Here is a 25,015-nt window from a genome sequence, read left to right as displayed (position 1 = left end):
GTTAAAGTTAAAGGCGACCCCCATTATAGGTTCTCAACGGACCACAACATCCAGCCAGAGCAGAACGATCGCACGAGGCTTACAGACCTCTCGGTCAGAGCGCGTCAGAAACGACCGCTACCGGCACAGCGATTTCCGCCCCAAACCGGATGACGAAATCGTACCGGCGCATTCCCTGGCGGGCGGGCGGTGCCATGCAATACTGTCGCCATGACGGTACAGCCACCACCGGAATTCTCCGGCCCCGCGGGGGCAGGGGCTTGGCCGGGCGTTCCCAAGCCGGCCAGGTCAGGTGCCCAGACCGCGGACCTGATCGTCTCGATCATCCTGATCGTCATCGGCGTCGTCGGATTCGCATTCCTCGGATTCCTGACCCTGTTTCTCTCGATGATGTCTGACGGCTGCTCCGCGAATCAATGCAATACCGGCCTGATGTCGGTCGGTTGGCTGATAGCTCTCGCTGTACCGCCCGCCGTCTTTGTCGGCGCGATCATCTGGACCATCATCCGCCTCGCCCGCCGCAAGACCGCTTGGTGGATCACCCTTAGCGGCGCCTTCCTCGCGATCCTGGTCTGGGCAGCCGGCGCCGGCCTCATGCAAGCGGGCCTCGGACGCTGACGACGCCGTTCCCCACCTCTCGCTGGGGCGCCTCGGGAATGGTCCGTGCGGGCGACACGATCTGGAGCTCCCACCTGCGCCAGGCGGAAGCTCCAGATCGTCTATGGGTTGCGGTACGTCTACTTCTGGGAACTCTTGATTCCTGCGGCGATGCCGGCTGCAGCGGTCGGCGCCAGCACAGTGAAGAAGATGCTCAGACCGCTTTGATGTTCGCCGAGCAGGTTGCGAATCACAGCGGTCACAACGCCGATCGCGAGTCCGAAAAGAAGCCAGAGCAGTGTCCGGGATAACGGGTTGCGGGGAGTTTTCGTCATGGCAGGCTCCTAGCAGCTGGTGGCGCTCTGGACTCCGGAGATGATAGCCCCGGTGAGTGCGCCAATGACAACTCCGGGCACACCGGCGCCAGCGCCGGTGACGACGCCGCTGCCCATACCCCACAGCAGATTATTGAGGGCGCAGTTTTGGTCCACAACAGTGCGCACGGTGGCTTCCGAAGCTGTCGAGGTCCACCGGTACACCACGTCTACCTGCTGTGCGTCGTTGCTCAGGGTGAACTTGAGAGCATAGTGAACACCGTTGATCGTGAACTGGGCCGGCGTGGAATCGATGACCTTCCCTCGGGAATCCTTGGCCTGCAGAGACCCGTCTTGCCCGAGGGAGAAGGTCGCTCCGGAAGCGTTCAGCCGCACAACCTTTTGCCCGTTCACCCGTGCGACGGATGAGACAACGTAAGGTTCAGAAGGCTTGGGAGCCGAAGGCTTAATCGTCAGATCGTTCGGCGACTTGTCTTCCGCTGAAGCGACTACCGTCCGCGTGTCAGGTTCAAACTCCCTCGCACTGCCGGCGTTTGTCACTGTGGATCTTTCGCTCTCGCTGCTCTGAGGCTGGGCAGCATAGCCCAGGCCGAAGGATCCAACTCCAATCGCCAGCGCAAGCGCCCCGGCGCCCAGAGTCTTAGATGTCGCGTTCATATCTGGCTCCAATCTGGCTGACCGGGTTACGGCCCGCCGCGTCATGAGGTAAGTAGTGCGGAACATCAATGACCTATGTAAAGGTCATTTTTCACTCTATGAGGCGCCATCGATCAACCAGGTCATCCCGAAGGATGACTCCCGGACCGCGGCAGGAACGGCCAATCAAGACGCGACCGCACGGGCGCGAACCGCAGAATATGAGAGTGCCCTCCGAGACGACCTCAGCGCTCCAAGACGTTCATCATGGTGGAAACGAACGACTTCGGGCAGCCTGCGTTTTGTAAGCTGACCGCATGAGCGATGGCCCCCGTCACACTGATTCCGTTGATGTGGAGCGTCCGCTCGAGGTACTCCGTGTACGAGCGTTCCGGCTGTTCTGGAGTGCGATCACCATCCGCGCTTTCGGGAGCGCGATGGCCGGAGTCGCATTTCAGGTTCTGATCGTCACCGTCATCGCGGCGACGCCGTTCCAGATCGGAGTGATGAGCGCTCTGAGCGTCCTCCCGTACCTGTTCCTCGGCCTGATCATCGGCGCCTTGATGGACCGCTGGAACCGGCAGCGCACCTTGATCCTCACCAGCCTCGGCCGGGCGGTAGTTCTTGCTGCCATCCCCGTTCTTCTCCTGTGCAACGCGCTCACCTTCTGGACTCTGGCGGCGGTGGTCCTCGCTCTCGGGACTCTGACCTTGTTTGCGCAGTCTGCGGAACAGCCGCTCCTGCCGCACTTGGTCCCCCGGTCTTTGCTGGTGCCGGCCAACGCACGCCTCGGGCAGAGCGAGACCGTGGCCGGCACTGCCGGGCCCGCCCTCGGCGGAGCACTGTTCAATCTCCTCGGGGCACCGATTCTTTTCGCCGTCGAAGCGGTCATTCATGCGATCTCCGCCGTACTGCAGGCGCGGATCAAAGCCATTGAACCGGCGCCCACTCCTCGGCCGCAGGGGCGGCACCTTGGCCACGAAATCGTGGAAGGCATGCGTTTCACCTACGGCCATAGGACCCTACGACCGCTAGCCCTCTCGGTGCACACCTGGTTCCTCGGAAACAGCATCGTCGCAACCATCTTCGCGGTATTCGTCCTGCGAGAGCTCGGGCTCCCCGTATGGACCCTGGGCATCGCGCTTGCCTTCGGTGGAATCGGCGGGTTTCTCGGAGCGGTACTCGCCCCCTCGATCGGGGCGCGGATGGGAGCCGGCCACGCAATCCTTCTCGGCCGCTGTCTTGTTGTCCTGCCCTGGGCTCTCCTGGCACTCATCCCCCTGGGACCAACCAGCAACACTGCCGTGCTGGTGGCACTTACCGCCACCGCGCAGTTCCTTTACGGCCTGTCCATGGGAATCGAAGACGCCAACGAGATGGCTTACCGCCAGGCGGCCGCGCCGGACGGCATCCAAGGCCGTATGAACGGAACCATCCGCACCATGAACCGCATCATCTTCTTCTTCGGCGCATTGGCCGCAGGAGGACTGGCGACCTGGCTCGGGTATACGGCCAGTCTCGGGCTGGCAGCGTTCATCTTTCTGATCGCTGCGCTCATCATCGCTTTCTCACCTCTGCGCACCGCACGTCACGAAGACGTAGCCCATTGACCACAGCACCACGTCGATGCTGCTTGATCAAATGACGCCCTTGACCGCGCAGGCATCACACGCAGGCATCAGCTGATCATGAATTCGCGGACCTGCAAAGGCCTTGAAACGACCCGGATGTCTCCGATGGTGCCCATCCAGGTCTTGTCGAGCTCGCCATTCCAGGAGTACCCGCCCACAGCCCACTTCATCCCCGGGCCCCTCGAACCGCCGAGGAGACCAGCGTTGACGGTCGAGGGATTGCGAACCACCGGGCACCCGTCGATATACATGGTGGTGCGGCGCCCGTTGTTGACGACCGCGACGTGCCACCACCTGTCCGTCCGCAGCTCGTGTCCCCAGTTCGTGACCGAGCGGTCCAGGTTCGTCGGGTAGACGCACCATTGCAGTTCGCGGCCTCCCGAGACCGACAGCGTGGCCACAGGTTCGTCCTGGTCACCGCCGAAGCGTCCGGCCGACGCTGCCGATCCCCAGCGGGAGAACAGCGCGCTCCATGCCGCGCCCGCAGTGAACGGTTCGGGCAGTTTGAAGAACGCCTCGAAGGTGTAGCCGCGATCGAGCGATGCTGAGTTCAATGGCGCTTTGTCCACGGTCAGGAGATAGCCGCCGGTCTTGCCCGACCCTGCGAATCGCAGTGACTCGCCGGCCGGTTGTAAGGGATGACGCTCCGTCACGCGGCTCAAGGTCGGGCTTCCGTCACCGACCACTTCCAGGTGATTGCCACGACCCGAGTGGTCCTCAATCCGGGATCCTCTGGTCAGCGGCCCCTGTCCGTCGAACCTCCAGTAGGCCTCCGTGCCGCGCACCAACAGCGCTGCTGCGGGCCGGGTCGGTCGGCTCGGCCTGTCGCGGAGGCTCGGCGGGACGGGGAAGGAGAATCGGTCGGCCACGCCGGTCATCCTCAGTTCCTCGCGTTCCAGTTGGTTGAGGCCGTGCTGACTGGAGAAGGGAACCTCGGTGGACACATCGACCACACCACGGTCCAGATCGAACCGGTAAAGCCGGACGGCCGCTGCACCGCCGTAGTAGGTCTCCTGGTAGTTGGCGAGGTGGAGTTCAACCGGCTGACCGGCCGAGTTCGGCTTGCTCATCCGCCCGGAGGGCCAGAAGTGGCCGTTGATGGAGAGGAAGACCTGAGGATTGTCCTTGATGAGGCTGTCCCAGATCCTCTGGCCATGCTCGGAAAGGTTCGCGGTCGCACCGTCGGTATCGACGGCGTCGTGAACGGTGATGATCGTGGGAAGCTGCGCGTGGGCCTGAAGAACCTCACGGGCCCACCCCAGGCCTTGGTCCGAGACCCGCCAGTCCAGAGCGATCAGCAGGAAATCGTGACCGCATGCGGAGAAGGTGTAGGCGGTGTTGTATCCGCCTTGGTCACGACTGATCCGGTTCCGGACTGCGAGATCGGCGAAGGTGCCGAGGAACGGGGTCGGTCCGCGACGGTCGTCCGTGTGTGAATCGACGTCATGGTTTCCAGCGAGCACGGAGAAAGGAATCCTGCGGGATTTCAAGGTGTTGAACGGGCCCGCAGCGGCGGCGAACTCTCGTTGCCGACCGTTCTGCGTGACGTCACCCAAGTGGGCCACAAACGCGAGATCATCAAGCCGGGAAAGCCACGCGACGGTCGCTTCGAGGGGCTCCGGGTGCAGGGAGTCCCCGTCGAAGAGGTATTGGGTGTCCGGGATCACCGCCAGCGTGAAGGTCCGGCCGCCACTCGTCCCACGGCCATCGGCACCTTGACCGGTGGCCGGGATTTCGGCCTCGGGCGTCGCCGCAGCCGATGCCGCGGTGGGGATGGTCAGCGCCGCGGCGCCGGCCAGGGAACCGATGATCACCGCACGACGTGACGTTTCCGCGGACATGGGCTGCGTCCTGTGATCCCCGTGCATCAGCGGACGTCGACGAAGATCGGGTTGGCATAGAACCACGTGTCCAGCCACGGATCCCCTTCACCGGCACCATGACGCAACGGACCTGCCGGGTCCACGGCGGAACCGTGGAAACCGACCCCGTTGCGGTTGCCGTCGCTTCCGCGGAAGCGGACGTAGAACGGACGATCCACGCCTCGGAACACGTGAGTGACGGTGAAGGTGCCACGACGGCCGGTGGTGTCGAATTGGCGCACCACGCGGGTTCCCGGTGCCCTGATCACGTCCGGATCAGATGCCGGACCGGTCACCGGACCGGAAATCAGATCGACGTGTGCCAGGTGCGGAATGATCCCCGCCGCGTTCGCGTAGTCAGTGGTCGTGATGGTGATCGACACTTCGACGTCCTGCCCACGCTTCGCGGTGAGGCGGCCGCCGAGTGTGGCGGAAGAGCCCGCCTGGTTACCCCAGCCGGTGCCGTTGCCGTTTCCACGGCCCTTGCCCTTGCCGGGCATCGTCGCACGCACTCGCACATCGAGACCGTTCAGGAGGTGGCCATGATCCACCCACATGCGTCCTTGGCGCATGGCCTCCAGGACGCCCGCGTAGCTGCGTTCGACGACGCCCGTGTGCAAGCGCGAGAACTCGCCAGGCCAGAAGTCACTTCCACCCTGCGGCTGGCCTGTGTCGATGGGATCCGGTCGCATGCCCCGCACAGCCCAGCGGTCGAACTCGTTCGGCAGGCTCGCGTACGGCTCACCGGCCGGATAGTCGCCGATCCGCCACGTGTCCTTGACCGTCAAGTGGTTATCGGAGTTCGACGTGATGAAGAACGGTTTGCCCTCGGCGAGCATCGCGTCCCACAGGCCCCCGACCGTGGCCGTGATCCAGTCGAAGCCGCCATACGGACGGTAGGCGTCGACGGGGTATCCGGGCCAGCTGTCCGGGCGCGGGGAATTGGTGTACTCGCCGCGTTGGTCGCCGGGTCCGGCGTTTCTGCTGATGGCCGACCCCTGAGCTCCAGGCGCGCCTTCCATGCCGATGAAGATTTCAGCGTTCGCGTCGCGCCAGGTGCGGATTTCATGCGGGGAGTCGATACCGAGACGCATCGGATGATTGGCGAGCATCACGGCGTCGCCGATCTTGCCTGCCCTCTTCTGGGCACCCAGCCAAGCGATCGCCTCCGCGGCTCGACGCGTGAACTCTGCCGCCTGAGCATCGTTCACAGGCTTGTCCCACCCGTTGAGCTTGCCGTCAAACGCCAGTTCGAAGGCGCGGATCACCGCTGTGTCACCACTTCCCGGAGTGATCAGAACGGTCGCGTGCTCAGCGCCGGGGATGTACCACTCCAGGCCCTGGAAGATGAGCATGTCCCGGGAGCCACGCTCCTGCTCGAGAAGACGCCGGGCCGCCGGCAGTCCCCGATCCGCATGGGCGAAGTTGCTGTGCTCGGTGAACGCGAGCCAATCGACACCATAGCGCTGCGCGGCGTCCAGCTGCTGGGCCATCCGGTACTTCGCATCATGGCTGAACTGGGTATGGATATGGTGGTCGCCCACGAGCCACTTCAGTTCCGATTCGGAGCCTGGCCGCGCCGCCGGAGCACTGGCCTGTGCCGCACCCACCCCACCGAACGCCGTCAGGCTCCCGGCGGCCAGAGCTATTCCCGCCGTGCGAAGCATCTCCCGGCGAGAGAAGCCGAGAGAGCGAAGTTCGGCGTCCGCGTCGAAATTCGCCACGGGCGTGGAGAGCTGGTCACACATGTCGATCCTCCGTACATCCGGTCAGTGCTCCGAACGGTATTCACCGGGAATGAACGGCAGGAAAACGTTTAACGACGACGGATCGCCGTGTCTGGGGAGTGACTCTCGGGGGATCCCGTGGGGCGGTCACCGGGCGGCGCCATCGATGGCGGACCGCGTGCACACATCCAGGTCGAGATGGGTGGAATAGCGGCGTCTTCCGCAGTAAATTGCACCTCATGGGCACATGGACCGGGCTTCCCAGGGAGTCGTCAAATTACCGGCCGGGCGAACCCTTGCGAGCATGGGCCAGTGGCGAACCCATCGCCGCCATCGACGCGGAACTGGCGCTGCAAGCTGCTGATGCTGGTTGGTCAGTGGAGAAGCTCTTGCGGGGCGAGGAACTGGATGATCAAGATCTGATCGCGTTCGGCCGCCTCAATTCATACTGTGTTCTGCAGTGGTACGAACCGATCGTCAGCCTCGTCAGAGATCCGGTCATCGACCCTGAAGTGGCGACGTTTCTCACAGAGACCATCCCTCACCTTCACCGATGAACCAAGCGAGACCCCCAGGTCCTGGCTGATCGCGAGGTCAGCCAGGACCTGCCCGCCGTCGTCGTCCGCCTGGCGATCTGGAAGCCCGCCGACGCGACGCCGCCCGCGGCTCAGACCCCGTAGCTCGGTTCGCGGCGCTTGATCCACCGGATCACCAGGGTGGTGACGGGGACCAGCGCGTACTCCACCAGGGTCTTGTAGAGGAAGCCGACCAGGACGTAGTTGATGAAGGTCGGGGCGTCGGCGATCCCGATCACCGGGGCCGCGATCGAGCAGAAGATCAGGGTGTCCACGAACTCGCCCACACCGGACGATCCCATGAGGCGGGCCCACAGGGTCTTCTCGCCGGACCGCGCCTTCATGCGCACCAGGATCCACGAGTTGATGGTCTGCCCGGCCAGGAAGGCCAGCAGGGAGGCGAGCACGATCTGCGGCACCGGGCCCAGGGCGCCTTCCAGGGCGGCCTGCTTGGCGTGGCCGTAGTCGTCGTCGAAGCCGGGCAGCGCGATGATCACCCAATAGGACAGGGATGCGAACACCGAGATGGCGAACGTGGTGATGATGGCCTTCCGCGCCACCTTGAAGCCGTACACCTCCGAGATCACGTCGCCCAGGACGTATGCGAGGGGGAAGAGGAAGAACCCGCCGTCCGTCACGATCGGCCCGATCACCACGCCCTTGGAGGCGCCGATGTTGGACAGGATGACGATCACCGCCATGATCGCGAGCAGTATCCCGAAGAAGGGACTGCCGATGGAGGCGTAGCTCGGGCCCTTGACGGTGGAACTGGTGCCGGCGCCCGGCTGGGATGCGGGCACGGCGGGGTTCTCGGCATTCATGCGGTTCTCAATTCAGGTGAAGGGCCGTCGAATCCCCGCACGGTGCGCGGCAGCGTCGGGGTCAGGCCCGGAAAGTGGTTCGCCAGGGCCCTCAGGCCCCGCTGTATTAGCACTTGGAGGACTCCGGCTCGGCGGAACCCCTTCGGTATTCTCCCATGACGCGCGGCGGGGCTCCGGGCACGCGGCGGCATCGATGGGCAGCACTCCCCATGTTGCGCCGGTTCACGCGGTAGTACCGTGGCCTCACACCCGGCGATCCGCTGCCGCGGCGACCGCACCTCCCGGAGATGACATGTCAGTTGTGACACTGGACCACTCGATCGAACTGAACGTTCTCAGCTGGGCCCTCGCAGTGGAGAAGGCTGCCGGGGCCGCGAGCGCGCCGCGCCCCGCCGGTTCCCTGCCGGACCCGCTCGCGGATCTCACCACGGAGCAGCGCGAGACGCTGGAGTCCGAGCTTCGTGCCCTGGGCATCACGGACGACGACGGCGCCCTCACCCCGGACTGGCAGCAGACTCTGACGCGGGCTCGTGCCCTGGGCGAGAGACAACAGCGGCACGGTGGTCACCCTGCCCAACCCGCCGGGGGTCGGCCTCTTCGACGCCGTGGGCAATCACGACTTCAACAATTACGCCGATTCCGTGGAACGCTATGCGAGCGCCCCGGATCGGGCCTCGTACCAGAACGACCCCTCGACGCAGCGCTTCATCACCGACGACCTCAGCCAGGTGAGTTCGACCGTGTCCAACATCGGCCGGAGACAATGAATCCCATGAGAAGACTGAAACTGATCCTGCTGGCAGCGACCCTGATCGCGCTGCTCAGCGCCTGCACGGGCGGGTCGAAGGAGGACGACGCCGCCGTCGCCCAGAAGTACAAGACCGCTGTCGCCTCACTGCCTCACGTCGCCTCGGTCGACAGCCAGTACTCGACCAAGCAGGGCATGGGGCGGACCGCCACCGTCGACATCAAGGCGGACACCAGCGACGACGCCGCGCTCAAGGACCTCATGCGCCAGGCCTTCCCGGCCATCGTCAAAGCCGCGGACGGCGATCCGGAAACGTCACTGACGATCCTGGTCAGCGCGGCGGACGGCTCCGGGTCGTACTCCCCGACGGTGCTCGGCTACTCCGGCGGGAACACCCTCAGCAGCTACCGCGACTTCCTCAAGGCGCACCCGGACCTGACCTCCGCGGGCTGACCGATCGCCGTCGTCGTCCGCTGTCCATCCGCACAACGCGCGCGTGTGGCGCGTGATGGCAGGATGGTGCCATGACGTCCACCGAACTGCATTCCGAATCCCCCGCCATCGCGCTGACCATCGCCGGTTCCGAGGCGACCGGCGGCGCGGGCGCCCAGGCCGATCTGAAGACCTTCCAGGAACTGGGCGTCTTCGGGATCGTGAACCTGACCTGCATCGTCTCCTTCGACCCGAAGGACGACTGGAACCACCGCTTCGTCCCGGTGGACCAGCAGGTCATCGCCGACCAGCTCGAGGCGACCACGGCCGCCTACGGTCCGGAGTCCGGCGCCGGGAGCATCCTGGACACGGTGAAGATCGGCATGCTGGGCAGCCCGGCCACCATCTCCACCGTGGAGACGGCGCTCCAGGGCGGCGGATTCCGCAACATCGTGCTGGATCCCGTGCTGATCTGCAAGGGCCAGGAACCGGGTCACGCCCTGGACACCGATCAGGCGCTCAAGACGCAGATCCTCCCGCTGGCCACCTTCGTCACCCCGAACCACTTCGAGTCCGAATCACTCTCCGGCATGACCATCTCCACGGTCGATGACCTGGTGGAGGCCGCCAAGAAGATCCACGCCCTCAGCGGCGCGGCCGTGCTGGCGAAGGGCGGCGTGCGCCTGGCCGGTGACGCCGCCGTCGACGTCTTCTACGACGGCGAGACCCTGGAGATCCTCTCCGAGCCCAAGGTGGGCGAGGTCGCCGTCTCCGGCGCGGGATGCTCGCTGGCCGCGGCCGTGACGGCCGAGCTTGCCAAGGGCGCCACCCCGCTGGAGGCCGCGCGCACCGCCAAGGCCTTCGTCACCCGGGGCATCGCGAACCGCGTGACCTCCGGAGCCCCCTTCACCGCACTGTGGCAGGGCGTCGCCGGCGCCTGATCAGTCCGGAAAGAGCTCCGCACCTCCGCGCTTCACGCGAGGGAACAGGTGGCGCCCCTACCCGGCCTGGGKAGGGSCGCCACCTGTTCCCTCGCGTGCAGAAGGCGCCGGCTAGGAGCTGGTCACCACCTCGTTGAGACCAGCCAGGCCGGTTTCGAAGTCTTTGCCCACCATCTTGTCCATGTTGAACACCTTGGCGAAGATCTTGGAGAACAGGGTCTTGTTCTCGCCGCTCATGGTCCAGGTGACCTTGGTGCCGTCGCCCTCCGGCACGAACGTGAAGAGGGTGTGGTTCTCGTTCTTGAACGGCTTGAGGAAGTTGAGACGGATGTCGATGGAGCCGGACCCGTCCGTGCTCTGGGCGGGTTCGGTCGTCGCCTCGATCAGCATGGACCCGGAACCGGCCTTCTTCCCCTCCCAGGAGTAGGCCGCGCCGCGGCCGGACTCCGGGCCGGTGTAATTCTTGGTCATCGCCGGGTCCAGACGCTCCCAAGGCGACCAGGCACCCCAGAGGTGGAAATTGTTGACGTGGGCGAAGACGTCCTGGGGCGCGGCCTGGATGAAGGCGCTGCGGGTGACGGCGAAGGTGCTCATGCGATCAGCTTAAGCCCCGGCGAGGGCGCCGTCACCGGTGGGTTCGCGGCGTGACCAGCACGGCCGACGACGACGGCGGGCGACCTCGCCCTCCTGCCGGGCCGTCGGGCTCGCCGCCCGTCGGCGGACGTCTCAGCGCAGCGGCCAGAGCAAGGCCGGGATTCCCCCGTCCGCCTGCTCCGGAACGGGCGGGGGCCAGGGGGAACCGCCGCCTCCCGGCCACTCCCCGGCCGGCAGGCCGGGCCAGCTCGCGCTTCCGAACGGGACACTCGTGCACGGATCCACCGCTCCCCCTGTCAGATCTCCGAGGCGTCGACCACCGGCGCCTCATACCGGACCCCGAGGGCCGCGAAATGCGCCCTCCCGCAGGCCATCTTCCGCTGTTCCTCCGGCCGCAGTGCGTCCTGGCGGTGCGTGGACTTGGTCTCCGCCACCACCGCCACGTCCTGCATCCGGCCGTCCCGGAGCTCCATCTTGAGGACCGCCCAGTCCGGGTTGTAGCCGCCCATCGGGGTGGGGATCCGGAAGCGCGGCGGGAGCTTGAGGAACAGCTTCACATCGCCGTCGGAGTCCCCGTCGGCGAACCGGTCGTCCAGTCCGCGGGCGAAGTCCCGTTCCACGTCCGAGTCCACCCGGACGTGGCTCACGATCGACCCCTCCACACCCACGAGATGCCGCGCGTCCACCTCACCGTCCAGGTCCTGAAGGATCTCGAGCGGCCATTCGCCGTGGTCCGGATCGTCCACCCGGTGATAGCTGATGCCCTGGACCATCTGAGCCCTCCGCGACTCGTTGATGATCCGGACCAGCAGATCCAGCACGGCCTGAGGGTTGACCGTCAGCTCCGCCGCCCGCCCGGATGCCTTCACGATGCCCGCCAGCGTGGCCCGGGTGAGCCCGGTTTCGCGCTGCAGATGGCCCAGGATGTCCGGGATCCTCGGCGTCGTCTCCACGGTACCGGCGTCCCTGAACCCGCGGGTCAGCCGGGCATCCACCCCGCCGGCGCCGTCCTCGCCGGCCCGCCTCATGCTGAGCACCGCGTCACCGACCACGAGGCGCGGCGCCCGAACCTCAGGCTCCCGGCTGAGCCGATCGACGACGTCGGCCAGCAACGCCCCGGCGTCCAGGCTCACCTCGTAGCGCGTGCGGGGTCTGATGCTCCGCCACAGCGCGCGGAAGGCCGGGTCGTCCGCCAGCTCGGCGAGCTCCGGCACCGCGACGCGCAGCTGCGCCCGCTGATCGCGGATCCGGCCGCCGTCGAACCGCACGCCGGTCTCCTCCTCGATCTCGGCCTGCAGGGCCCGGGCGAAGTCCTCGTAGTGTTCGTTGGCGATGACGGTGAGCCGGTTGACGGCGGGGTCGAAGCAGCGTTCGCCGTTTTCGTGCACCGGCAGGCGAAGGCCGCGTCCGATCTCCTGCCGCTTCCGGTCCGGGGAGACGGATTCGTTGAGCGTGCAGATCTGGAAGACGTTGGGGTTGTCCCAGCCTTCGCGCAGCGCCGAGTGGCTGAAGATGAAGCGACGCGGGTTCCCGTGCTCCAGCAGGCGGGTCTTGTCGCGCATGATCTCGTCATAGGCGGTCTGGTCATCCGCGGTGGTCCCGGAGGTGTCCCTGGGCCGGCCGGCGCGGTCCTTGGCGAAGTACCCCGTGTGCACGTCGTCCACTTCCGGCAGACCGAGGTCCGCGAACCGCGGCTGGGCGGACAGCTCCGTGTACGCCTCCTCGAACCAGCGGCGGATCTTCGGCTCCTGGTCGCCGGACCCCGTGTAGTTCGCCACGCGGTCGATGAACACCACGGAGAGGACTTTGATCCGGCGGCCCGGCTCAGGGAAGCGCCGGCGCAGCAGGACCTCGTGCTGGAGATGGCTCTCCACGGTGGCCCTGAGCTGGGCCTTCATGAGTGCGTCCCGGTCCTCTCCGGTGCGCTCACCCACCCGGAGCACACGGTCGTTGGCGAAGACCACCTCCCCGGTGTCCGCCCGGATGTCCTCCACCACCCAGGAGGCGTACCGTTCCAGCCCGCCCGAGAGATCCTGGAGGTCCTGGCCGACGCGGTCCAGGCGCACCGTCTTCCGTGCCACGCCGTCGCCGGTCCGGACGTCGATCTCCACGGTGGCGCCGACGCCGGCCCGCTCGGCTTCGACGGCCCGCAGGACGATCCCGGCCTGATTGGGATCGTGTTCCTGGAGGACGGAGCGGACGACGATCTGTTTGACGAGCCCCAGATCGTAAGCCCGCACCGGGTCGAGGGTGTGGAGCTGGTGGTAGCGGTCCTTGTGGGTGGCGGAGTAGCGGAGCGTGAAGAGGGGCCGGAGCTGGCGTAGCGCCTCCTTGCTCTTGCGGCTCTCCATCTTCTGCGGTTCGTCCAGGATGACGATGGGCCGCGTCTCCGCGAGCAGCCCGATCCCCCGGCCCAGCCCTTCGAGGTCCTTGTAGAGGACGTTCCCGGCCTTGTTGAAGGACGCCAGCGTCATGATCATGACCTTGAGGTCGCTGTCGCGGTTGAAGCTGCGCACCTTGTTGACGTCCTTGGAGTCGTACACCCAGGCGTCCATGCTCTGGTGCTCGAAGAGGTCCGCGAAGTGCTCTTCCATCGCGCGCAGGCTCTGCAGCACGCCCTCCCGGATCGCCACCGAGGGAACCACGATGATGAACTTCCGCCAGCCATACCGCTCGCGGAGTCTCCGGATGGTGCGGAGGTACACGTAGGTCTTGCCGGTGCCGGTCTCCATCTCGACGCTGAAATCGAGGGACTCCAGGGACTCATCGCGGGCCTCGGCGGGGACGAAGTTCTCCGGGCGGCCCTGCACGGCGCGGAGGTTCTCCAGGATCTGGTCCTCCGGGATCGCCAGCCGGTTCCCCACCCCGCCGCCGGAGAACAGCACACCTTCCTCGTTCAGCGCGGTGCCGAACGCGCCTTGCGCCAGCGGCTGTCCACTGAACAGCTCGACGACGGCGTCCACCGCCGCGAGCTGGTGCGGCTGGGTGGCGTCGAAGGTGAGTTCCATGGGTTTCTTCCTGGGGGTTTCGGGTGGGCGGTTCGGGGCGGGGTTTCGGGGCGGGGCGGTTTCGGGACGGGGCGTGGTGCTGCGGCTCGACCGGACGGCCAGCGCGGGGCAAGTCCCGGGGGCCGCCGGGGCGGTGCTCTCTGGACGGTGCGCTCTGGACGGTGCGCTCTGGACAGCGCACTCTGGACCGTGCTGCGTAGACCATGCTGTCTGAGCCGGGCTCTCTGGCCGGGCTCTGTGGACCGCGCACTCTGGACCGTACTGTTCAGACCGTGCTGCTCAGACCGTCCGGAGCGCGTGGTCGCGGTCCGGGTCGCTCTCGCCGCGGCGGGACGCGAACAGGAGCCGGGCGTTGAGTTTGAGCGAGTCGTCCTCCCCGAAGGCGGAGTCCAGCAGGAAGACCTGCCGCGGGGACGGTTCGAGGGCGAGCAGTGCGGCGAGGAAATCCCTGGTGATACGCCGCGCGGCGCTCACGGCCACCGTCCCGCCCTCGGCGAGCACCAGGGTCTCACCCGCCAGCGGGACCGTCTCCAGAGAGGTGTCCAGCCGCACCCCGGCCTTGAGGAGGATTTCGTGGACGATCTGCTCGTCCGTCGCCGACGACTCGACGTTGTCCACGAACACCTGAAGGTCCTCGCCGAGCAAGGTGCTCTCCTCCGGTTCCCACTCGCGGAAATGGGAGGCGCCCAGCCGGAAGGCCCGGAACCCCGTGTCGCCGGGCACAGGATCTCCGGTCAGGGTGCCGACGGGAAGGGTGTCCCCGGGATCCGCGCCCGGGGCAGCGGAACCCGGGCCGGATCGCAGCAGGCGTCCGACCCGCCGGACCCGCTCCCGGGCGACGGCTGCGATGGTGGGATACCCGGGCCGACCGGACTCCTCGGGAAGCTGGACGAGCAGGAAGCGGCGGTCACCGCCGTCGTCGGCGTTCTGACGGAGCACGGCCTCGGCCGTCGTGCCGGAGCCGGCGAAGAAGTCCAGCACCAGGTCGCCGCCCGTCGGCGAGGTGGCCGCGCGGACGAGCTGCTGCACGAACTCCACCGGCTTCGGATAGTCGAACGCGCCGTCCAGGCCCAGCCGCTCCAGGTCCTTCCGGCCCTGCTCGGAGAGGACCTTCACGATCGAGTACAGCTTGGAGGACGCCTCCCGGACGGGGGTGCGTTTCGCAACCGCGTGCTTGCCGTCGGCCCAGGGCAGCAGGAAGAGCTCGCCGCGGCCGATCTTCTCGTCCACCTCGCGCTTCTTCGCCTCGCCCTTGTACTCGAGCAGTTCCTCGTACAGGCAGCGGCGCTCCACCCCCGGCTCGTATTTGCCGAAGGTCTTGCGGATCACGTCGTCGTCCACGAGGTACCGCACGCCGTCGATCTCCTCGACCCGCCCCTGCACCACCTTGTCGCGGCGCAGCGGCGGCAGGCTCCGCAGGGACTTGGCCACCACCAGGGCGTAGTCGTGACCGCGCACCACATGCCGCGCGTTGCCGCCGCCCTTCGCCCGCTGGTGGATCAGGGTGGACACGAAGTTCTCGGAGCCGAAGATCTCGTCCACCAGATGCCGGAGGGACGCGAGTTCGCCGTCGTCGATCGACACGATCAGCGCACCGTCCTCGGCCAGCAGGCTCCGCGCGAGCACCAGGCGCGGATACATCATGCTCAGCCAGTCCGAGTGGAAGCGGCCGGACGTCTCCCGGTTCGCCGAGGTGCGGAACCCCTGCCCGTCCACCTGGCCGGAGCGCCGGAGATAGGCCGCGGTGGGCTGAGTGAAGTCGTCCTCGTAGACGAAGTCGTGGCCGGTGTTGTAGGGCGGGTCGAGGTAGATGAGCTTGACCGTGCCGTAATACCCCTTCTGCAGGAGCTTGAGGACCTCGAGATTGTCACCTTCGACGACGGCGTTCCGGGTGCCTGCCCAGCCGACGGACTCGCCGTGGAGCGGGTCCAGAGTGCCGGTGGAGGGACGCTGGGCCAGCCTGATGGCCTCGCGCTTGCCCGGCCAGCTCAGCCCGTACCGTTCCTGGGGTTCCTCGACGCCGACGGCCGGGACGTCACCGCCCAGCAGAGCGCGCAGCCGGGCGAGGTCCACGGCGCCGTCCGCGAAGGCCTCCGGGAAGAGCCTCCTCAGGTCCGCGACGCGGTCCGGCAAGCCCTCCGCCGCGAGTTCCTGGATGGTCCGGGATCCGTCCGGCATCCCTCCTCCTCCCTGCTGGACCGTTGCAAACAGTCACAGTGATCGATTTCGCACACTATGACATTTATACATGTCACGAACAGGGGCTTTCTACTCTGTCATTGATGGGTGTCCAGTCATGCCAAGCTCACTCCGGAGGCCTCCAGGGCCCTCGGCATGCGCTTGCAGGCACTCCGCGCGGACTTCGGGTGGACGCAGGCGGAGGTGGCCGGACTCATCGGCCTGTCCCGCGGTCACTACCGGACGCTGGAACTGGGGCACCGCGACTACGGCGACCGCGCGACCTCGAATCCCACGATCGCCACCCTGCTGGAACTGGCGCGCGTCTACCGGATCGATCCCAAAGAGCTGATCGACCTGGTTCTGGAGAACAGCGGCAAGTGATCCTCCGGTCATGACCGGAGCCTACGCCCGGCCTCCGACATTCTTTTCGCGGGGAACGGCGAAGGCCGCCGGAACGCATCCGACGGCCTTCCCGGCACACACTGGCTGACCGCTCAGTGCCCGCTGATCTCCACGGGCACGCCGTGCTCCTCCTGCCCGGCGGCGCGGCGGGCCTTCAACTGCTTGCGGACGAACGGCCAGCAGACGGCCAGGACCGCCACGGACACCAGCGAGGTCCAGACCTGCGTCCGGCCGGACTCACCGGAGAAGAGCATGACCACCACGATGCCGAGCACGGCCACGATCACCAGGATGCCGAGCCACGGGTGCAGCCACATCTTGAGCTTCAGCTGCGACTGCTCCTCGGGGCTCATCGCCGAGCGGGTGCGCAGCTGCGTGAGGGCGATGAAGGCGTAGACGAACAGCGCCACGAGCCCGGCCGAGTTCATGATGAAGTCGAAGATGCCGGAATCCGGTGCGGTGAAGTTGATGATCACCGCGGCGTAGCCACCCAGGGTGGAGGCGATCACGGCAGCCACGGGCACGCCCGAGGAGGACTTGCGGGCGATCAGCTTCGGCGCGTAGCCCTGCTCCGCGATGGAGGAGAACATGCGCGCGGCGGAATACAGGCCGGAGTTCAGCACCGAGCAGACCGCGGTCAGGATGACGGCGCTCATGACCACGTCCGCGCCCGGGAGCCCGTACAGGCTGAAGAGGTAGGCGAACGGCGCCTTCTCCTTGGGATCCGGCAACTGGTTCCACGGCACGATGGTGACGATCAGCAGGACGGCGCCCACGAAGAAGATCAGGATGCGCCAGATGACGGTGCTGGTGGCCTGACGGACACCCTTGGCCGGGTCCTCCGACTCGGAGGCGGCCATGACGGCGATCTCGGTGCCGAAGTAGGAGAAGATCACGATGGCCACGCCACCCACCACGGCGCCGACGCCCTGGGGCATGAACCCGCCGTGCTCCCAGAGGTTGGGGATGGCGAAGTGCGCGTTGGGCCACAGACCGAAGGCGAACAGCACACCGACCACCAGGAAGACCACGATCGCCGCGACCTTCACACTGGCCAGCCAGAACTCGGTCTCACCGAAGGAACGCAGGGACACGAGGTTCGACCCCGTGAACACGAGGAGCAGCAGGATCGAGAAGACCCACTGCGGCATCCCGGGCACCCAGCCGTTCAGGATGGAACCGCCCACCACGGCCTCGTAGGCGATCACGCCCACCCAGAAGTACCAGTAGAGCCAGCCCACGAAGTACGCGGCCCAGTCCCCCAGCCCCACGCGGGCGTACTCCATGAAGGAGCCGACGGCGGGACGTGCAGCAGCCATCTCGCCCAGCATCCGCATGGCCAGGAAGACCAGCAGGCCACCGATCAGATAAGAGATCACGGCGGCCGGTCCCACCGCATGGATCACATTGCCCGACCCCACGAACAGGCTGGAACCGATGATCCCGCCCAGCGTGATCATGGTGACGTGGCGGGAGCGGAGCTTCTTCCCCTCGGGGTGCGGGCTGTCCTGGGACATGGAGCCTCATTTCTGCAGAAGGTGGTGCGATGCGCCCGAGGGCACCCGGAATCCTACGCCACAACGGGTGGGCATTTCACGTCATACCCCGTCTCGAGACTCCGTCCTCCCGCGCTGAAACAGTGAGTTTCCGTCGAAACAGTGATCTGAACTCGCTGTTTCGACGGAAACTCACTGTTTCAGCGCGAGAGGGGGCGCGGGAGGAAGCCCGGCGGAAGGAGCGCGGAAGGAGCGCAGGCGGCCCGGCAGGAACCGGGCTGCCTGGCCCTCCCGTCCTATTCGTGTTTCGCCAGGAAGCTGTAGACCTCGGTCTCGTCCACGCCGGGGAAGGCGCCCGGGGGCATCGCCGCCAGGAGATGGGAGTGCGCCCGGGCGGACGGCCAGGCATTCCCCGCCCACGCGTCGGAGAGCTGCGCCGGAGGCTGGCGGCAGCAGCTCGGGTCCGGGCAGTTCGAGACGGACCGGACCGTGGTCTCGCGGCCACGGAACCACTTCACATGGGCGTACGGCACCCCCACGGACAGGGAGAACTCGCCTCCGGCGGAGCGTTCGGTCCGTGCCGTGCACCAGAACGTGCCGGCCTTGGTGTCCGTGTACTGGCTGTACGGGCTGAACTTGTCGGCCACTCCGAACACCACCCGGCTGGTCCAGTTCTTGCAGCTGGGCTGGCCCTCGATCGAGCCCGTGTGGTCCTTGGGGAAGATCACGCCGTCGTTCTCGTAGGCCTTGTAGATGATGCCGCTCTGGTGGGTCTTCTGGAAATGGGTAGTGATGCCCAGATGGTGCGTGGCCAGGTTGGTGAAGCGATGCGCGGCGGTCTCGTAGGACACGGCGAAGTGATCCCGCAGATCCTCGATGGCGATCTCCTTGGCCGCCTTGGCGTGCTGCAGGAACTCCACGGTGGCATCCTCGGGCAGCATGAGCGCGGCCGCGAAGTAGTTGGTGGCCACCCGCTGGTGCAGGAAGTCCCCGTAGTTGCGCGGCGTCTCGTGCCCCAGGACGTAGTGGCCGAGCGCCTGAAGCAGCACCGAGCGCGGATCGTGGTCGCCGGACGACCCTTGGGTCAGGTAGATCCGCCGGTTCTTCAGATCCGTCACGCTCCGGGTGGAGTGCGGGAGGTCCCCCACATGGTGCAGCGTGAACCCGAGGTGCGCGGCGATGTCCGAGATGACGAACTGGCTGAGCGGCCCTCCGCTGTACCCGACCCCGGCCAGGACCTTCTTGGCCTCGGCTTCGTACTCCGGGAAGTAGTTGCCCCGCTGGCGCATCATCACGCGCAGCTCGGCGTTCGCCCGGCGCGCCTCCTCGGGGGTGGCGAGCTGTTCGTTCAGCCGCCGTTCGAGTTCCTTGAGCAGCCCCAGCTGGGCCTCGAGGACATCGTTGGGCAGCCGCGGACCCACCCGGATGGCGGGCAGATTCAGCGACTCGTAGAGCGCGCTGCGCTGATAGCGCTCCAGCTCGATCTCCATGGCGGCGCGGCGGCTGGGAGGCTCCGTGCCGAGCAGATCATCCAGCCCGACGTCGAGCGCTCCGGCGAGCTGCTGCAAGGCACCCAGGCGCGGCTCGCGTTTGCCGTTCTCCAGCAGGCTGAGCTGACTCGGCGCCATGCCGACGACGCCGGAGAGGGCCTCCAGCGTCAGGCCCGCCTTCTTGCGCAGGTGGCGGACGCGGCGGCCGAGCGCGATGACATCCACCCCGCCGCTGTCGCCGAGGGGCGCGGGCCTTTCGAGGCCGGCATGCCAGTTGCCACGGACCGGTTGCTGCTCCGAACGCGTCATTTTTTGAGAATACGGGAAGAAGTGCATTTCTTTCCAGGGAAAACGTCTGGTGAGGGGGTTGAAACTGCGGAAATCTTGAAGCACGGCAAAGAACAGCCGGCATCAAGAGCTCAGCGAAGAGCCCTACTTGAGGAGACGGACATGACCGCAGAATTCACCACTTCCCCGAGCACCCCCGAAGAGTCGGCGGCGGCCCTGGAACTGGAATGGTCTGCCAACCCGCGTTGGGAGGGCATCCAGCGCGACTACTCGGCCGCCGACGTCGTCCGCCTCCGCGGTCGTGTCAGCGAAGAACACACGCTCGCCCGCCGCGGTTCGGAGAAGCTCTGGGCCCAGCTCAAGGAGCAGCAGAGCAAGGGCGAACACACTCACGCCCTCGGCGCCCTGACCGGCAACCAGGCGGTGCAGCAGGTCAAGGCCGGACTGAAGGCCATCTACCTCTCCGGCTGGCAGGTGGCCGCGGACGCCAACAACGCCGCGCAGACCTACCCGGACCAGTCCCTGTACCCGGCCAACTCCGTGCCGCAGGTGGTCCGCCGCATCAACAACGCCCTGCTCCGCGCGGACCAGATCGAATTCTCCGAAGGCAAGCAGACCGTGGAGGACTGGCTGGTCCCGATCGTGGCCGATGCCGAAGCCGGTTTCGGTGGCCCCCTGAACGCCTACGAGCTCATGAAGTCCATGATCGCCTCCGGAGCCTCGGGCGTTCACTGGGAGGACCAGCTGGCCAGCGAGAAGAAGTGCGGCCACCTGGGCGGCAAGGTGCTCATCCCCACCCAGCAGCACATCCGCACTCTCAACGCGGCCCGTCTGGCCGCCGACGTCTCCGGCGTCCCGAGCGTCATCATCGCCCGGACCGACGCCGAAGCCGCCACGCTCATCACGAGTGACGTGGACGAGCGGGACCAGGAGTTCATCACCGGCGAGCGCACGGCGGAGGGCTTCTACAAGGTCCGGAACGGGATCGAGCCCTGCATCGCCCGGGCCAAGGCCTACGCGCCGTACTCCGACCTCATCTGGATGGAGACCGGCACCCCGGACCTGGAACTGGCCCGGAAGTTCGCGGAAGCCGTCAAGTCTGAGTTCCCGGACCAGATGCTCGCCTACAACTGCTCCCCGTCCTTCAACTGGAAGAAGCACCTGGACGACGCCACGATCGCCAAGTTCCAGCGCGAACTGGGCGCCATGGGCTTCACCTTCCAGTTCATCACCCTGGCCGGCTTCCACGCCCTGAACTACTCCATGTTCGACCTGGCCCACGGCTACGCCCGTGAGGGCATGAGCGCCTACGTGGAGCTCCAGGAGCGCGAGTTCGCCGCCGAAGACCGCGGATACACCGCAACCAAGCACCAGCGCGAAGTGGGCACCGGCTACTTCGATCTGGTCTCCACTGCCCTGAACCCGAACGGCAGCACCCTGGCCCTGGTGGGATCCACCGAAGAAGGCCAGTTCCACTGAGGTTCCCTGCACTAATTTTCTAAGGACAGTGACATGACCACCACCTTCGAGCTCACCGCTCAGCCGATCCGGAGGCAGGGAGAGATCCTGACCCCGGAGGCCCTGGAATTCATCGAACGACTGCACCGGGCGCTCGGCGAGCGCCGCGTCGAACTGCTGGACGCACGGCACGGCCGCCGCGCCCGGATCGCCGGCGGCGAGGACCCGCAGTTCCCGCACGGCACCGAACACCTCCGGGAGGACCGGAGCTGGCGGGTGGCTCCCCCCGCCCCCGGCCTGAACGAACGCCGCGTGGAACTGGTCGGCCCCACGGACCGCCGCACCACCATCAGCGGGCTCAACTCCGGCGCGTCCGTCTGGGTGGCCGACTTCGAGGACTCCCTGACCCCGTCCTGGCGCAACATCATCTCCGGGCAGCTGAATCTGACGGACGCGCTGGAACGGCGCATCGATTTCACCGCGCCGGACGGCACGGAGCTCCGCCTGAACGAGGGACCGCTCCCCACCATCCTGATGCGGCCCCGCGGCCTGCACCTGCCGGAGAAGCACCTGCTGTCCGGCGGTCAGCCGGTCTCCGGGTCGATCGTGGACTTCGGTCTGTACTTCTTCCACAACGCACGCCGCCTGCTGGCCCAGGGCCGCGGCCCGTACTTCTACCTGCCGAAGGTGGAGACGCACCAGGAGGCCCGCTGGTGGAACGATCTGTTCGTGCTGGCCCAGGACCTGCTGGGCCTGCCCCAGGGGACCATCCGCGCCACGGTGCTGATCGAGACCATCACGGCGGCCTTCGAGATGGAGGAGATCCTCTACGAGCTGCGGGACCACGCCTCCGGGCTGGCCGCGGGTCACTGGGATTACATCTTCTCCCTGATCAAGACCTTCCGGACCCGTGGGCCGCGTTTCGTCCTCCCGGACCGCTCCCAGATCACCATGGAGCAGCCGTTCATCCGGGCGTACTCGGAACAGCTCGTGCACATCTGCCACAAGCGCGGTGCCATGGCGATCGGCGGCATGTCCGCCGAGGTCCCGAGCCGGCGCGACGCCGCCCAGAACGCCCGGGCGACCGCCGCAGTCCGCGCCGACACCACGCGCTTCGCCGTGGACGGCTTCGACGGCACCTGGGTGGCGCATCCGGACCTGGTGGCCTCCGCCCGTGAAGTGTTCGACGCTGCGCTGGGTCAGCGCCCGCACCAGATGGACCGGCTGCGTCAGGACATCACCCCGGACGCCCGGGCCCTGATCGATCTCTCGCAGACCACGGGCACCATCACCGAGGCGGGCATCCGCTCCAATGTGGAGATCGGCATCCGCTACATCGAGTCGTGGCTGCGGGGCAACGGCGCCGTGACGATCCGCCGCAACATGGAGGACGCGTCCACGGCGGAGATCTCCCGTTCCCAGCTCTGGCAGTGGATCCACAACCAGGCGATCACGGACCAGGGCGAGGTCGTCACCCGCGAATGGGTGACGGAGATCTTCGAGGAGGTCTACAGCGGGCTGGAGCGGTTCGAGGGCGATCGCTTCCGCGACGCCCGGGAGATCTTCGAGGAAGTGGCCCTGGCCTCCTTCTTCCCCACCTTCCTGACCATCCCGGCCTACGCCCGGTTCCTCTCCACCTCCGCGGAGGATGCGAGGGAGCGCCAGCTGGTGGCCGCCTGAGACCACCTGTCAGCGCCGGGCTGCGACGCGACTCGCAACACGTACCCCGATGGCCGGGGGCGGCCCGGCCGACAGGGAACATCCCCCCCACGACGACGGCGGCGCACCTCTCCGGTGCGCCGCCGTCGTCGTATGCCCCGCTGCCCCTGTTGTGTGCTCAGTTGTTGCGGGTCCGAGGCGCCGGCGCCCACCACAACCGAGCACTCGACGCATCACTCGGCCGGGCCTGGCGGGGCAAGCCCCTAGACTGTGTCCATGCCGACGATTGAGGCCTCCACGACAGTCGCCATCGACCCCGAACTCGCGTTCGCGGTGTCCCAGACGCACGGCGAGCTGCGCCTCCGCTGGGACCGGTTCATCCGGGCCGAACGGCTTCTGGACGGCGCGGACGCCCAGGGCAAGGGCGTGCGGACCTGGACCCGGCACCGCTGGGGGATGCCGATGGTCAGTGAGTGCGTGTCCTTCCACCCGCCGTCGCACACCGGCATGCACATGACGCAGGGCCCGTGGTTCTTCGAGCGGTTCGCCGGCGGCTGGCGGTTCAAGCCTGCGGACGACGGCGGCACGCTCGTGAGCTGGCGCTACAGCTTCGCGTGCCGGCCGGCCTGGCTGGCGCCGCTCGCGGAGTGGATCGGCACCAAGGTCCTGCAGCGGGAGATCAGGGCCCGCCTGGACGGCTTCGCCGCCGGCTGCGCCGATCCGGCCGTCCTCGACGCGGTCCGGAGCGGCCGGCGGTCCTAGGTCCAGCGAGAGCGCCGGGCCCTGATCCGGTGTGTGCGGACTTCAGCCCTGCTGCCGCGCCGCGGCGAGCTTGCCCGCCTGCGAGACGCCCCAGGTCGTGCAGACCAGGAACGCCATCGTGGTCAGCAGCGGCACCAGGAGCGCGAGCTGCCAACTGCCGGCGCTGACGTGGACCGAGCCGATCACGCTGGGGGCGATCCCGGCGAAGATGTAGCCGATGCCCTGCACCAGGGCGGAGATCCGGGCCGTCTGGGCCTGCGTGGAACCGGCCTTGATGATCGCGGAGAGCACCAGCGTGAAGCCGCCGCCCTGCGCGGCGCCGCCGGTGAACGCCCAGAGCCACCACAGCTGCGGGGCCAGCAGCAGCCCGAGGGGAACCGTGACCCAGAGGGATCCGACGATGAGCGTCCCGGCGATCCCGCCGAGCCGCCGCACCAGGAGCGGCGTGCCGAGCGCGCCGACGATGCCCATGACCTGGAAGATCGAGGACCCGGCGCCGGCCTCCGTGGGGGCGAGCCCGATGGTGTCGTGCAGGTAGCTCGGGAGCCACGCGGTGATGCCGAAGTAGCTCGACGACTGCCCCGCGAAGCCGATCACCAGCGCGATGGTCACCCAGAGCGTGGTTCCCTGCAGCCGCGCCGCGGCCTTCCGTGCCGCCTTGCCCGCGGCTTTCTCCTCGGCGGCGCTCAGCCCTTCCTGTCCTGATCCCGGTCCGGTGATCGCCGCGGGCCGGAGGGCGACGGCCGGGCTCATGGTCCAGATCCAGAAGCCGAGAACCACCAGCGCCACGACGCCGGAGAGCCCCAGCGCCCCCTGCCATCCGAGCCACTGGGCCAGCGGCGCGGTGCCCACCGAGGCGAGGAACGCGCTGAAGTTGAGGGTTCCGGAGTAGACGCCCATGGTGAGGCTCTGCCGCTCCACGGGGAAGTCCCGCCGGACGATCAGCGGCATCACGATGTTGCCGATCGTGATGGCCGCGCCGATCACCGCCGTGCCCGCGAAAAGCGCCCACTCGGGCCCGATCGACCGGATCGCCGCACCCACGACCACTCCGGCCACCGTCAGGGACACCGCCATCTCGGCGCCCACTTTGCGGCCCAGCCAGGAGGCGGCCGGCGAGAAGAACGCGAAGCACAGGACCGGGATGCCGGTCAGGATGCCGAACTGGACTTCAGTGAGTCCCACCTCGTTCCGGAAGACCGGGGCCAGCGGCGCGACCCCGATGAACGGGCCGCGCATGGTCAGCGCGATGCCGATGATCGCCAGGAGCAGGAGCCAGGCAGGCTGTCCGTGCGTGGTGGAATGCGCCGTTCCGGCAGGCTTGGTGGTGGGGGTGCGTGTCATGCTTCCGCTCTATCCGGGCGGTCTCATC

Annotated in this window: 21 protein-coding genes; 10 read left to right on the top strand and 11 right to left on the bottom strand. The window is 67.2% G+C overall.

The window, feature by feature from the left end; translation table 11 throughout:
* Nucleotides 1-210 precede the first annotated feature (210 nt).
* A complete protein-coding gene (locus tag AB4Y75_RS10930; protein WP_441435905.1) occupies nucleotides 211-618 on the top strand; it encodes a DUF6264 family protein in 408 nt (135 codons plus the stop codon).
* Between the two features lie 119 nt (nucleotides 619-737).
* Here AB4Y75_RS10930 and AB4Y75_RS10925 read toward each other — a convergent pair whose 3' ends face one another.
* Both AB4Y75_RS10925 and AB4Y75_RS10920 read right to left on the bottom strand, forming a co-directional pair.
* Entirely contained in the window at nucleotides 738-932 is a 195-nt protein-coding gene (locus AB4Y75_RS10925; RefSeq protein ID WP_441435904.1) for a hypothetical protein, read from the bottom strand.
* A 9-nt stretch (nucleotides 933-941) separates the two neighbouring features.
* A complete protein-coding gene (locus tag AB4Y75_RS10920; RefSeq protein WP_441435903.1) occupies nucleotides 942-1,589 on the bottom strand; it encodes a hypothetical protein in 648 nt (215 codons plus the stop codon).
* A 296-nt stretch (nucleotides 1,590-1,885) separates the two neighbouring features.
* On the opposite strand from AB4Y75_RS10920, the gene AB4Y75_RS10915 reads away from it, so the two are divergent.
* Nucleotides 1,886-3,178: an MFS transporter gene (locus AB4Y75_RS10915; protein WP_441435902.1), complete on the top strand. Its 1,293-nt coding sequence runs from the start codon at nucleotides 1,886-1,888 to the stop codon at nucleotides 3,176-3,178.
* Nucleotides 3,179-3,246: 68 nt separating this feature from the next.
* On the opposite strand, the gene AB4Y75_RS10910 is transcribed toward AB4Y75_RS10915, so the two are convergent.
* Nucleotides 3,247-5,040: a LamG-like jellyroll fold domain-containing protein gene (locus AB4Y75_RS10910; RefSeq protein WP_441435901.1), complete on the bottom strand. Its 1,794-nt coding sequence runs from the start codon at nucleotides 5,038-5,040 to the stop codon at nucleotides 3,247-3,249.
* Nucleotides 5,041-5,066: 26 nt separating this feature from the next.
* Entirely contained in the window at nucleotides 5,067-6,809 is a 1,743-nt protein-coding gene (locus AB4Y75_RS10905; protein ID WP_441435900.1) for a PHP domain-containing protein, read from the bottom strand.
* 218 nt (nucleotides 6,810-7,027) lie between these two features.
* Here AB4Y75_RS10905 and AB4Y75_RS10900 point away from each other — a divergent pair, with 218 nt between their 5' ends.
* Nucleotides 7,028-7,345, top strand: coding sequence for a hypothetical protein (locus AB4Y75_RS10900; RefSeq protein ID WP_441435899.1), 318 nt, complete (start codon nucleotides 7,028-7,030; stop codon nucleotides 7,343-7,345).
* 110 nt (nucleotides 7,346-7,455) lie between these two features.
* Here the strand turns inward: AB4Y75_RS10900 and AB4Y75_RS10895 are convergent, their stop codons facing one another.
* Complete coding sequence (locus AB4Y75_RS10895; RefSeq protein WP_441435898.1) at nucleotides 7,456-8,184, bottom strand: queuosine precursor transporter; 729 nt, start codon at nucleotides 8,182-8,184, stop codon at nucleotides 7,456-7,458.
* A gap of 530 nt (nucleotides 8,185-8,714) precedes the next feature.
* Between AB4Y75_RS10895 and AB4Y75_RS10890 the strand changes: the two genes are divergently transcribed.
* The 3 genes from AB4Y75_RS10890 to AB4Y75_RS10880 all read left to right on the top strand — a co-directional run bounded on the left by AB4Y75_RS10890 (nucleotide 8,715) and on the right by AB4Y75_RS10880 (nucleotide 10,305).
* Nucleotides 8,715-8,951 carry a hypothetical protein gene (locus AB4Y75_RS10890; protein WP_441435897.1) on the top strand — a complete coding sequence of 79 codons (237 nt, stop codon included), beginning with the start codon at nucleotides 8,715-8,717 and terminating at the stop codon, nucleotides 8,949-8,951.
* Nucleotides 8,952-8,956: 5 nt separating this feature from the next.
* The gene (locus AB4Y75_RS10885) at nucleotides 8,957-9,385 is read left to right on the top strand and encodes a hypothetical protein (protein ID WP_441435896.1); all 429 of its coding nucleotides are present in this window, start codon (nucleotides 8,957-8,959) and stop codon (nucleotides 9,383-9,385) included.
* A 71-nt stretch (nucleotides 9,386-9,456) separates the two neighbouring features.
* Entirely contained in the window at nucleotides 9,457-10,305 is an 849-nt protein-coding gene (locus AB4Y75_RS10880; protein WP_441435895.1) for a hydroxymethylpyrimidine/phosphomethylpyrimidine kinase, read from the top strand.
* Between the two features lie 111 nt (nucleotides 10,306-10,416).
* On the opposite strand, the gene AB4Y75_RS10875 is transcribed toward AB4Y75_RS10880, so the two are convergent.
* The 3 genes from AB4Y75_RS10875 to AB4Y75_RS10865 all read right to left on the bottom strand — a co-directional run bounded on the left by AB4Y75_RS10875 (nucleotide 10,417) and on the right by AB4Y75_RS10865 (nucleotide 16,085).
* Nucleotides 10,417-10,899 (bottom strand): SRPBCC family protein, encoded by a 483-nt coding sequence (locus AB4Y75_RS10875; protein ID WP_441435894.1) that lies wholly within the window; start codon nucleotides 10,897-10,899, stop codon nucleotides 10,417-10,419.
* Between the two features lie 296 nt (nucleotides 10,900-11,195).
* Nucleotides 11,196-13,907: a restriction endonuclease gene (locus AB4Y75_RS10870; RefSeq protein WP_441435893.1), complete on the bottom strand. Its 2,712-nt coding sequence runs from the start codon at nucleotides 13,905-13,907 to the stop codon at nucleotides 11,196-11,198.
* 279 nt (nucleotides 13,908-14,186) lie between these two features.
* Nucleotides 14,187-16,085, bottom strand: a complete 1,899-nt coding sequence (locus tag AB4Y75_RS10865; protein WP_441435892.1) for a site-specific DNA-methyltransferase — start codon at nucleotides 16,083-16,085, stop codon at nucleotides 14,187-14,189.
* A 108-nt stretch (nucleotides 16,086-16,193) separates the two neighbouring features.
* Between AB4Y75_RS10865 and AB4Y75_RS10860 the strand changes: the two genes are divergently transcribed.
* Nucleotides 16,194-16,469: a helix-turn-helix domain-containing protein gene (locus tag AB4Y75_RS10860; RefSeq protein WP_441435891.1), complete on the top strand. Its 276-nt coding sequence runs from the start codon at nucleotides 16,194-16,196 to the stop codon at nucleotides 16,467-16,469.
* A gap of 113 nt (nucleotides 16,470-16,582) precedes the next feature.
* On the opposite strand, the gene AB4Y75_RS10855 is transcribed toward AB4Y75_RS10860, so the two are convergent.
* Nucleotides 16,583-18,007, bottom strand: a complete 1,425-nt coding sequence (locus AB4Y75_RS10855; RefSeq protein WP_441435890.1) for an amino acid permease — start codon at nucleotides 18,005-18,007, stop codon at nucleotides 16,583-16,585.
* Nucleotides 18,008-18,282: 275 nt separating this feature from the next.
* Nucleotides 18,283-19,785, bottom strand: coding sequence for a helix-turn-helix domain-containing protein (locus tag AB4Y75_RS10850; protein WP_441435889.1), 1,503 nt, complete (start codon nucleotides 19,783-19,785; stop codon nucleotides 18,283-18,285).
* A gap of 141 nt (nucleotides 19,786-19,926) precedes the next feature.
* Between AB4Y75_RS10850 and aceA the strand changes: the two genes are divergently transcribed.
* The 3 genes from aceA (at nucleotide 19,927) to AB4Y75_RS10835 (ending at nucleotide 23,643) form a co-directional block, all read left to right on the top strand.
* Nucleotides 19,927-21,243: an isocitrate lyase gene (aceA, locus tag AB4Y75_RS10845; RefSeq protein ID WP_441435888.1), complete on the top strand. Its 1,317-nt coding sequence runs from the start codon at nucleotides 19,927-19,929 to the stop codon at nucleotides 21,241-21,243.
* A gap of 33 nt (nucleotides 21,244-21,276) precedes the next feature.
* A complete protein-coding gene (gene aceB / locus AB4Y75_RS10840; protein WP_441435887.1) occupies nucleotides 21,277-22,902 on the top strand; it encodes a malate synthase A in 1,626 nt (541 codons plus the stop codon).
* Between the two features lie 255 nt (nucleotides 22,903-23,157).
* Nucleotides 23,158-23,643, top strand: a complete 486-nt coding sequence (locus AB4Y75_RS10835; protein ID WP_441435886.1) for a type II toxin-antitoxin system RatA family toxin — start codon at nucleotides 23,158-23,160, stop codon at nucleotides 23,641-23,643.
* Nucleotides 23,644-23,685: 42 nt separating this feature from the next.
* Here the strand turns inward: AB4Y75_RS10835 and AB4Y75_RS10830 are convergent, their stop codons facing one another.
* A complete protein-coding gene (locus AB4Y75_RS10830; RefSeq protein WP_441435885.1) occupies nucleotides 23,686-24,987 on the bottom strand; it encodes an MFS transporter in 1,302 nt (433 codons plus the stop codon).
* Between the last annotated feature and the right edge of the window lie 28 nt (nucleotides 24,988-25,015).

This window comes from Arthrobacter sp. RAF14, assembly GCF_052114185.1.
Classification (GTDB): Bacteria; Actinomycetota; Actinomycetes; order Actinomycetales; family Micrococcaceae; genus Arthrobacter_E.
The sequence above is the reverse complement of the archived record's forward strand: the minus strand, read 5'-3'. Positions and strand labels throughout refer to the sequence as shown.

Bases quoted from the DNA above. Each gene is read 5' to 3' on its own strand.
- AB4Y75_RS10930 (WP_441435905.1), top strand. From the start codon at position 211: ATGACGGTACAGCCACCACCGGAATTCTCCGGCCCCGCGGGGGCAGGG.
- AB4Y75_RS10925 (WP_441435904.1), bottom strand. From the start codon at position 932: ATGACGAAAACTCCCCGCAACCCGTTATCCCGGACACTGCTCTGGCTT.
- AB4Y75_RS10920 (WP_441435903.1), bottom strand. From the start codon at position 1,589: ATGAACGCGACATCTAAGACTCTGGGCGCCGGGGCGCTTGCGCTGGCG.
- AB4Y75_RS10915 (WP_441435902.1), top strand. From the start codon at position 1,886: ATGAGCGATGGCCCCCGTCACACTGATTCCGTTGATGTGGAGCGTCCG.
- AB4Y75_RS10910 (WP_441435901.1), bottom strand. From the start codon at position 5,040: ATGTCCGCGGAAACGTCACGTCGTGCGGTGATCATCGGTTCCCTGGCC.
- AB4Y75_RS10905 (WP_441435900.1), bottom strand. From the start codon at position 6,809: ATGTGTGACCAGCTCTCCACGCCCGTGGCGAATTTCGACGCGGACGCC.
- AB4Y75_RS10900 (WP_441435899.1), top strand. From the start codon at position 7,028: ATGGGCACATGGACCGGGCTTCCCAGGGAGTCGTCAAATTACCGGCCG.
- AB4Y75_RS10895 (WP_441435898.1), bottom strand. From the start codon at position 8,184: ATGAATGCCGAGAACCCCGCCGTGCCCGCATCCCAGCCGGGCGCCGGC.
- AB4Y75_RS10885 (WP_441435896.1), top strand. From the start codon at position 8,957: ATGAGAAGACTGAAACTGATCCTGCTGGCAGCGACCCTGATCGCGCTG.
- AB4Y75_RS10880 (WP_441435895.1), top strand. From the start codon at position 9,457: ATGACGTCCACCGAACTGCATTCCGAATCCCCCGCCATCGCGCTGACC.
- AB4Y75_RS10875 (WP_441435894.1), bottom strand. From the start codon at position 10,899: ATGAGCACCTTCGCCGTCACCCGCAGCGCCTTCATCCAGGCCGCGCCC.
- AB4Y75_RS10870 (WP_441435893.1), bottom strand. From the start codon at position 13,907: ATGGAACTCACCTTCGACGCCACCCAGCCGCACCAGCTCGCGGCGGTG.
- AB4Y75_RS10865 (WP_441435892.1), bottom strand. From the start codon at position 16,085: ATGCCGGACGGATCCCGGACCATCCAGGAACTCGCGGCGGAGGGCTTG.
- AB4Y75_RS10855 (WP_441435890.1), bottom strand. From the start codon at position 18,007: ATGTCCCAGGACAGCCCGCACCCCGAGGGGAAGAAGCTCCGCTCCCGC.
- AB4Y75_RS10850 (WP_441435889.1), bottom strand. From the start codon at position 19,785: ATGACGCGTTCGGAGCAGCAACCGGTCCGTGGCAACTGGCATGCCGGC.
- aceA (WP_441435888.1), top strand. From the start codon at position 19,927: ATGACCGCAGAATTCACCACTTCCCCGAGCACCCCCGAAGAGTCGGCG.
- aceB (WP_441435887.1), top strand. From the start codon at position 21,277: ATGACCACCACCTTCGAGCTCACCGCTCAGCCGATCCGGAGGCAGGGA.
- AB4Y75_RS10835 (WP_441435886.1), top strand. From the start codon at position 23,158: ATGCCGACGATTGAGGCCTCCACGACAGTCGCCATCGACCCCGAACTC.
- AB4Y75_RS10830 (WP_441435885.1), bottom strand. From the start codon at position 24,987: ATGACACGCACCCCCACCACCAAGCCTGCCGGAACGGCGCATTCCACC.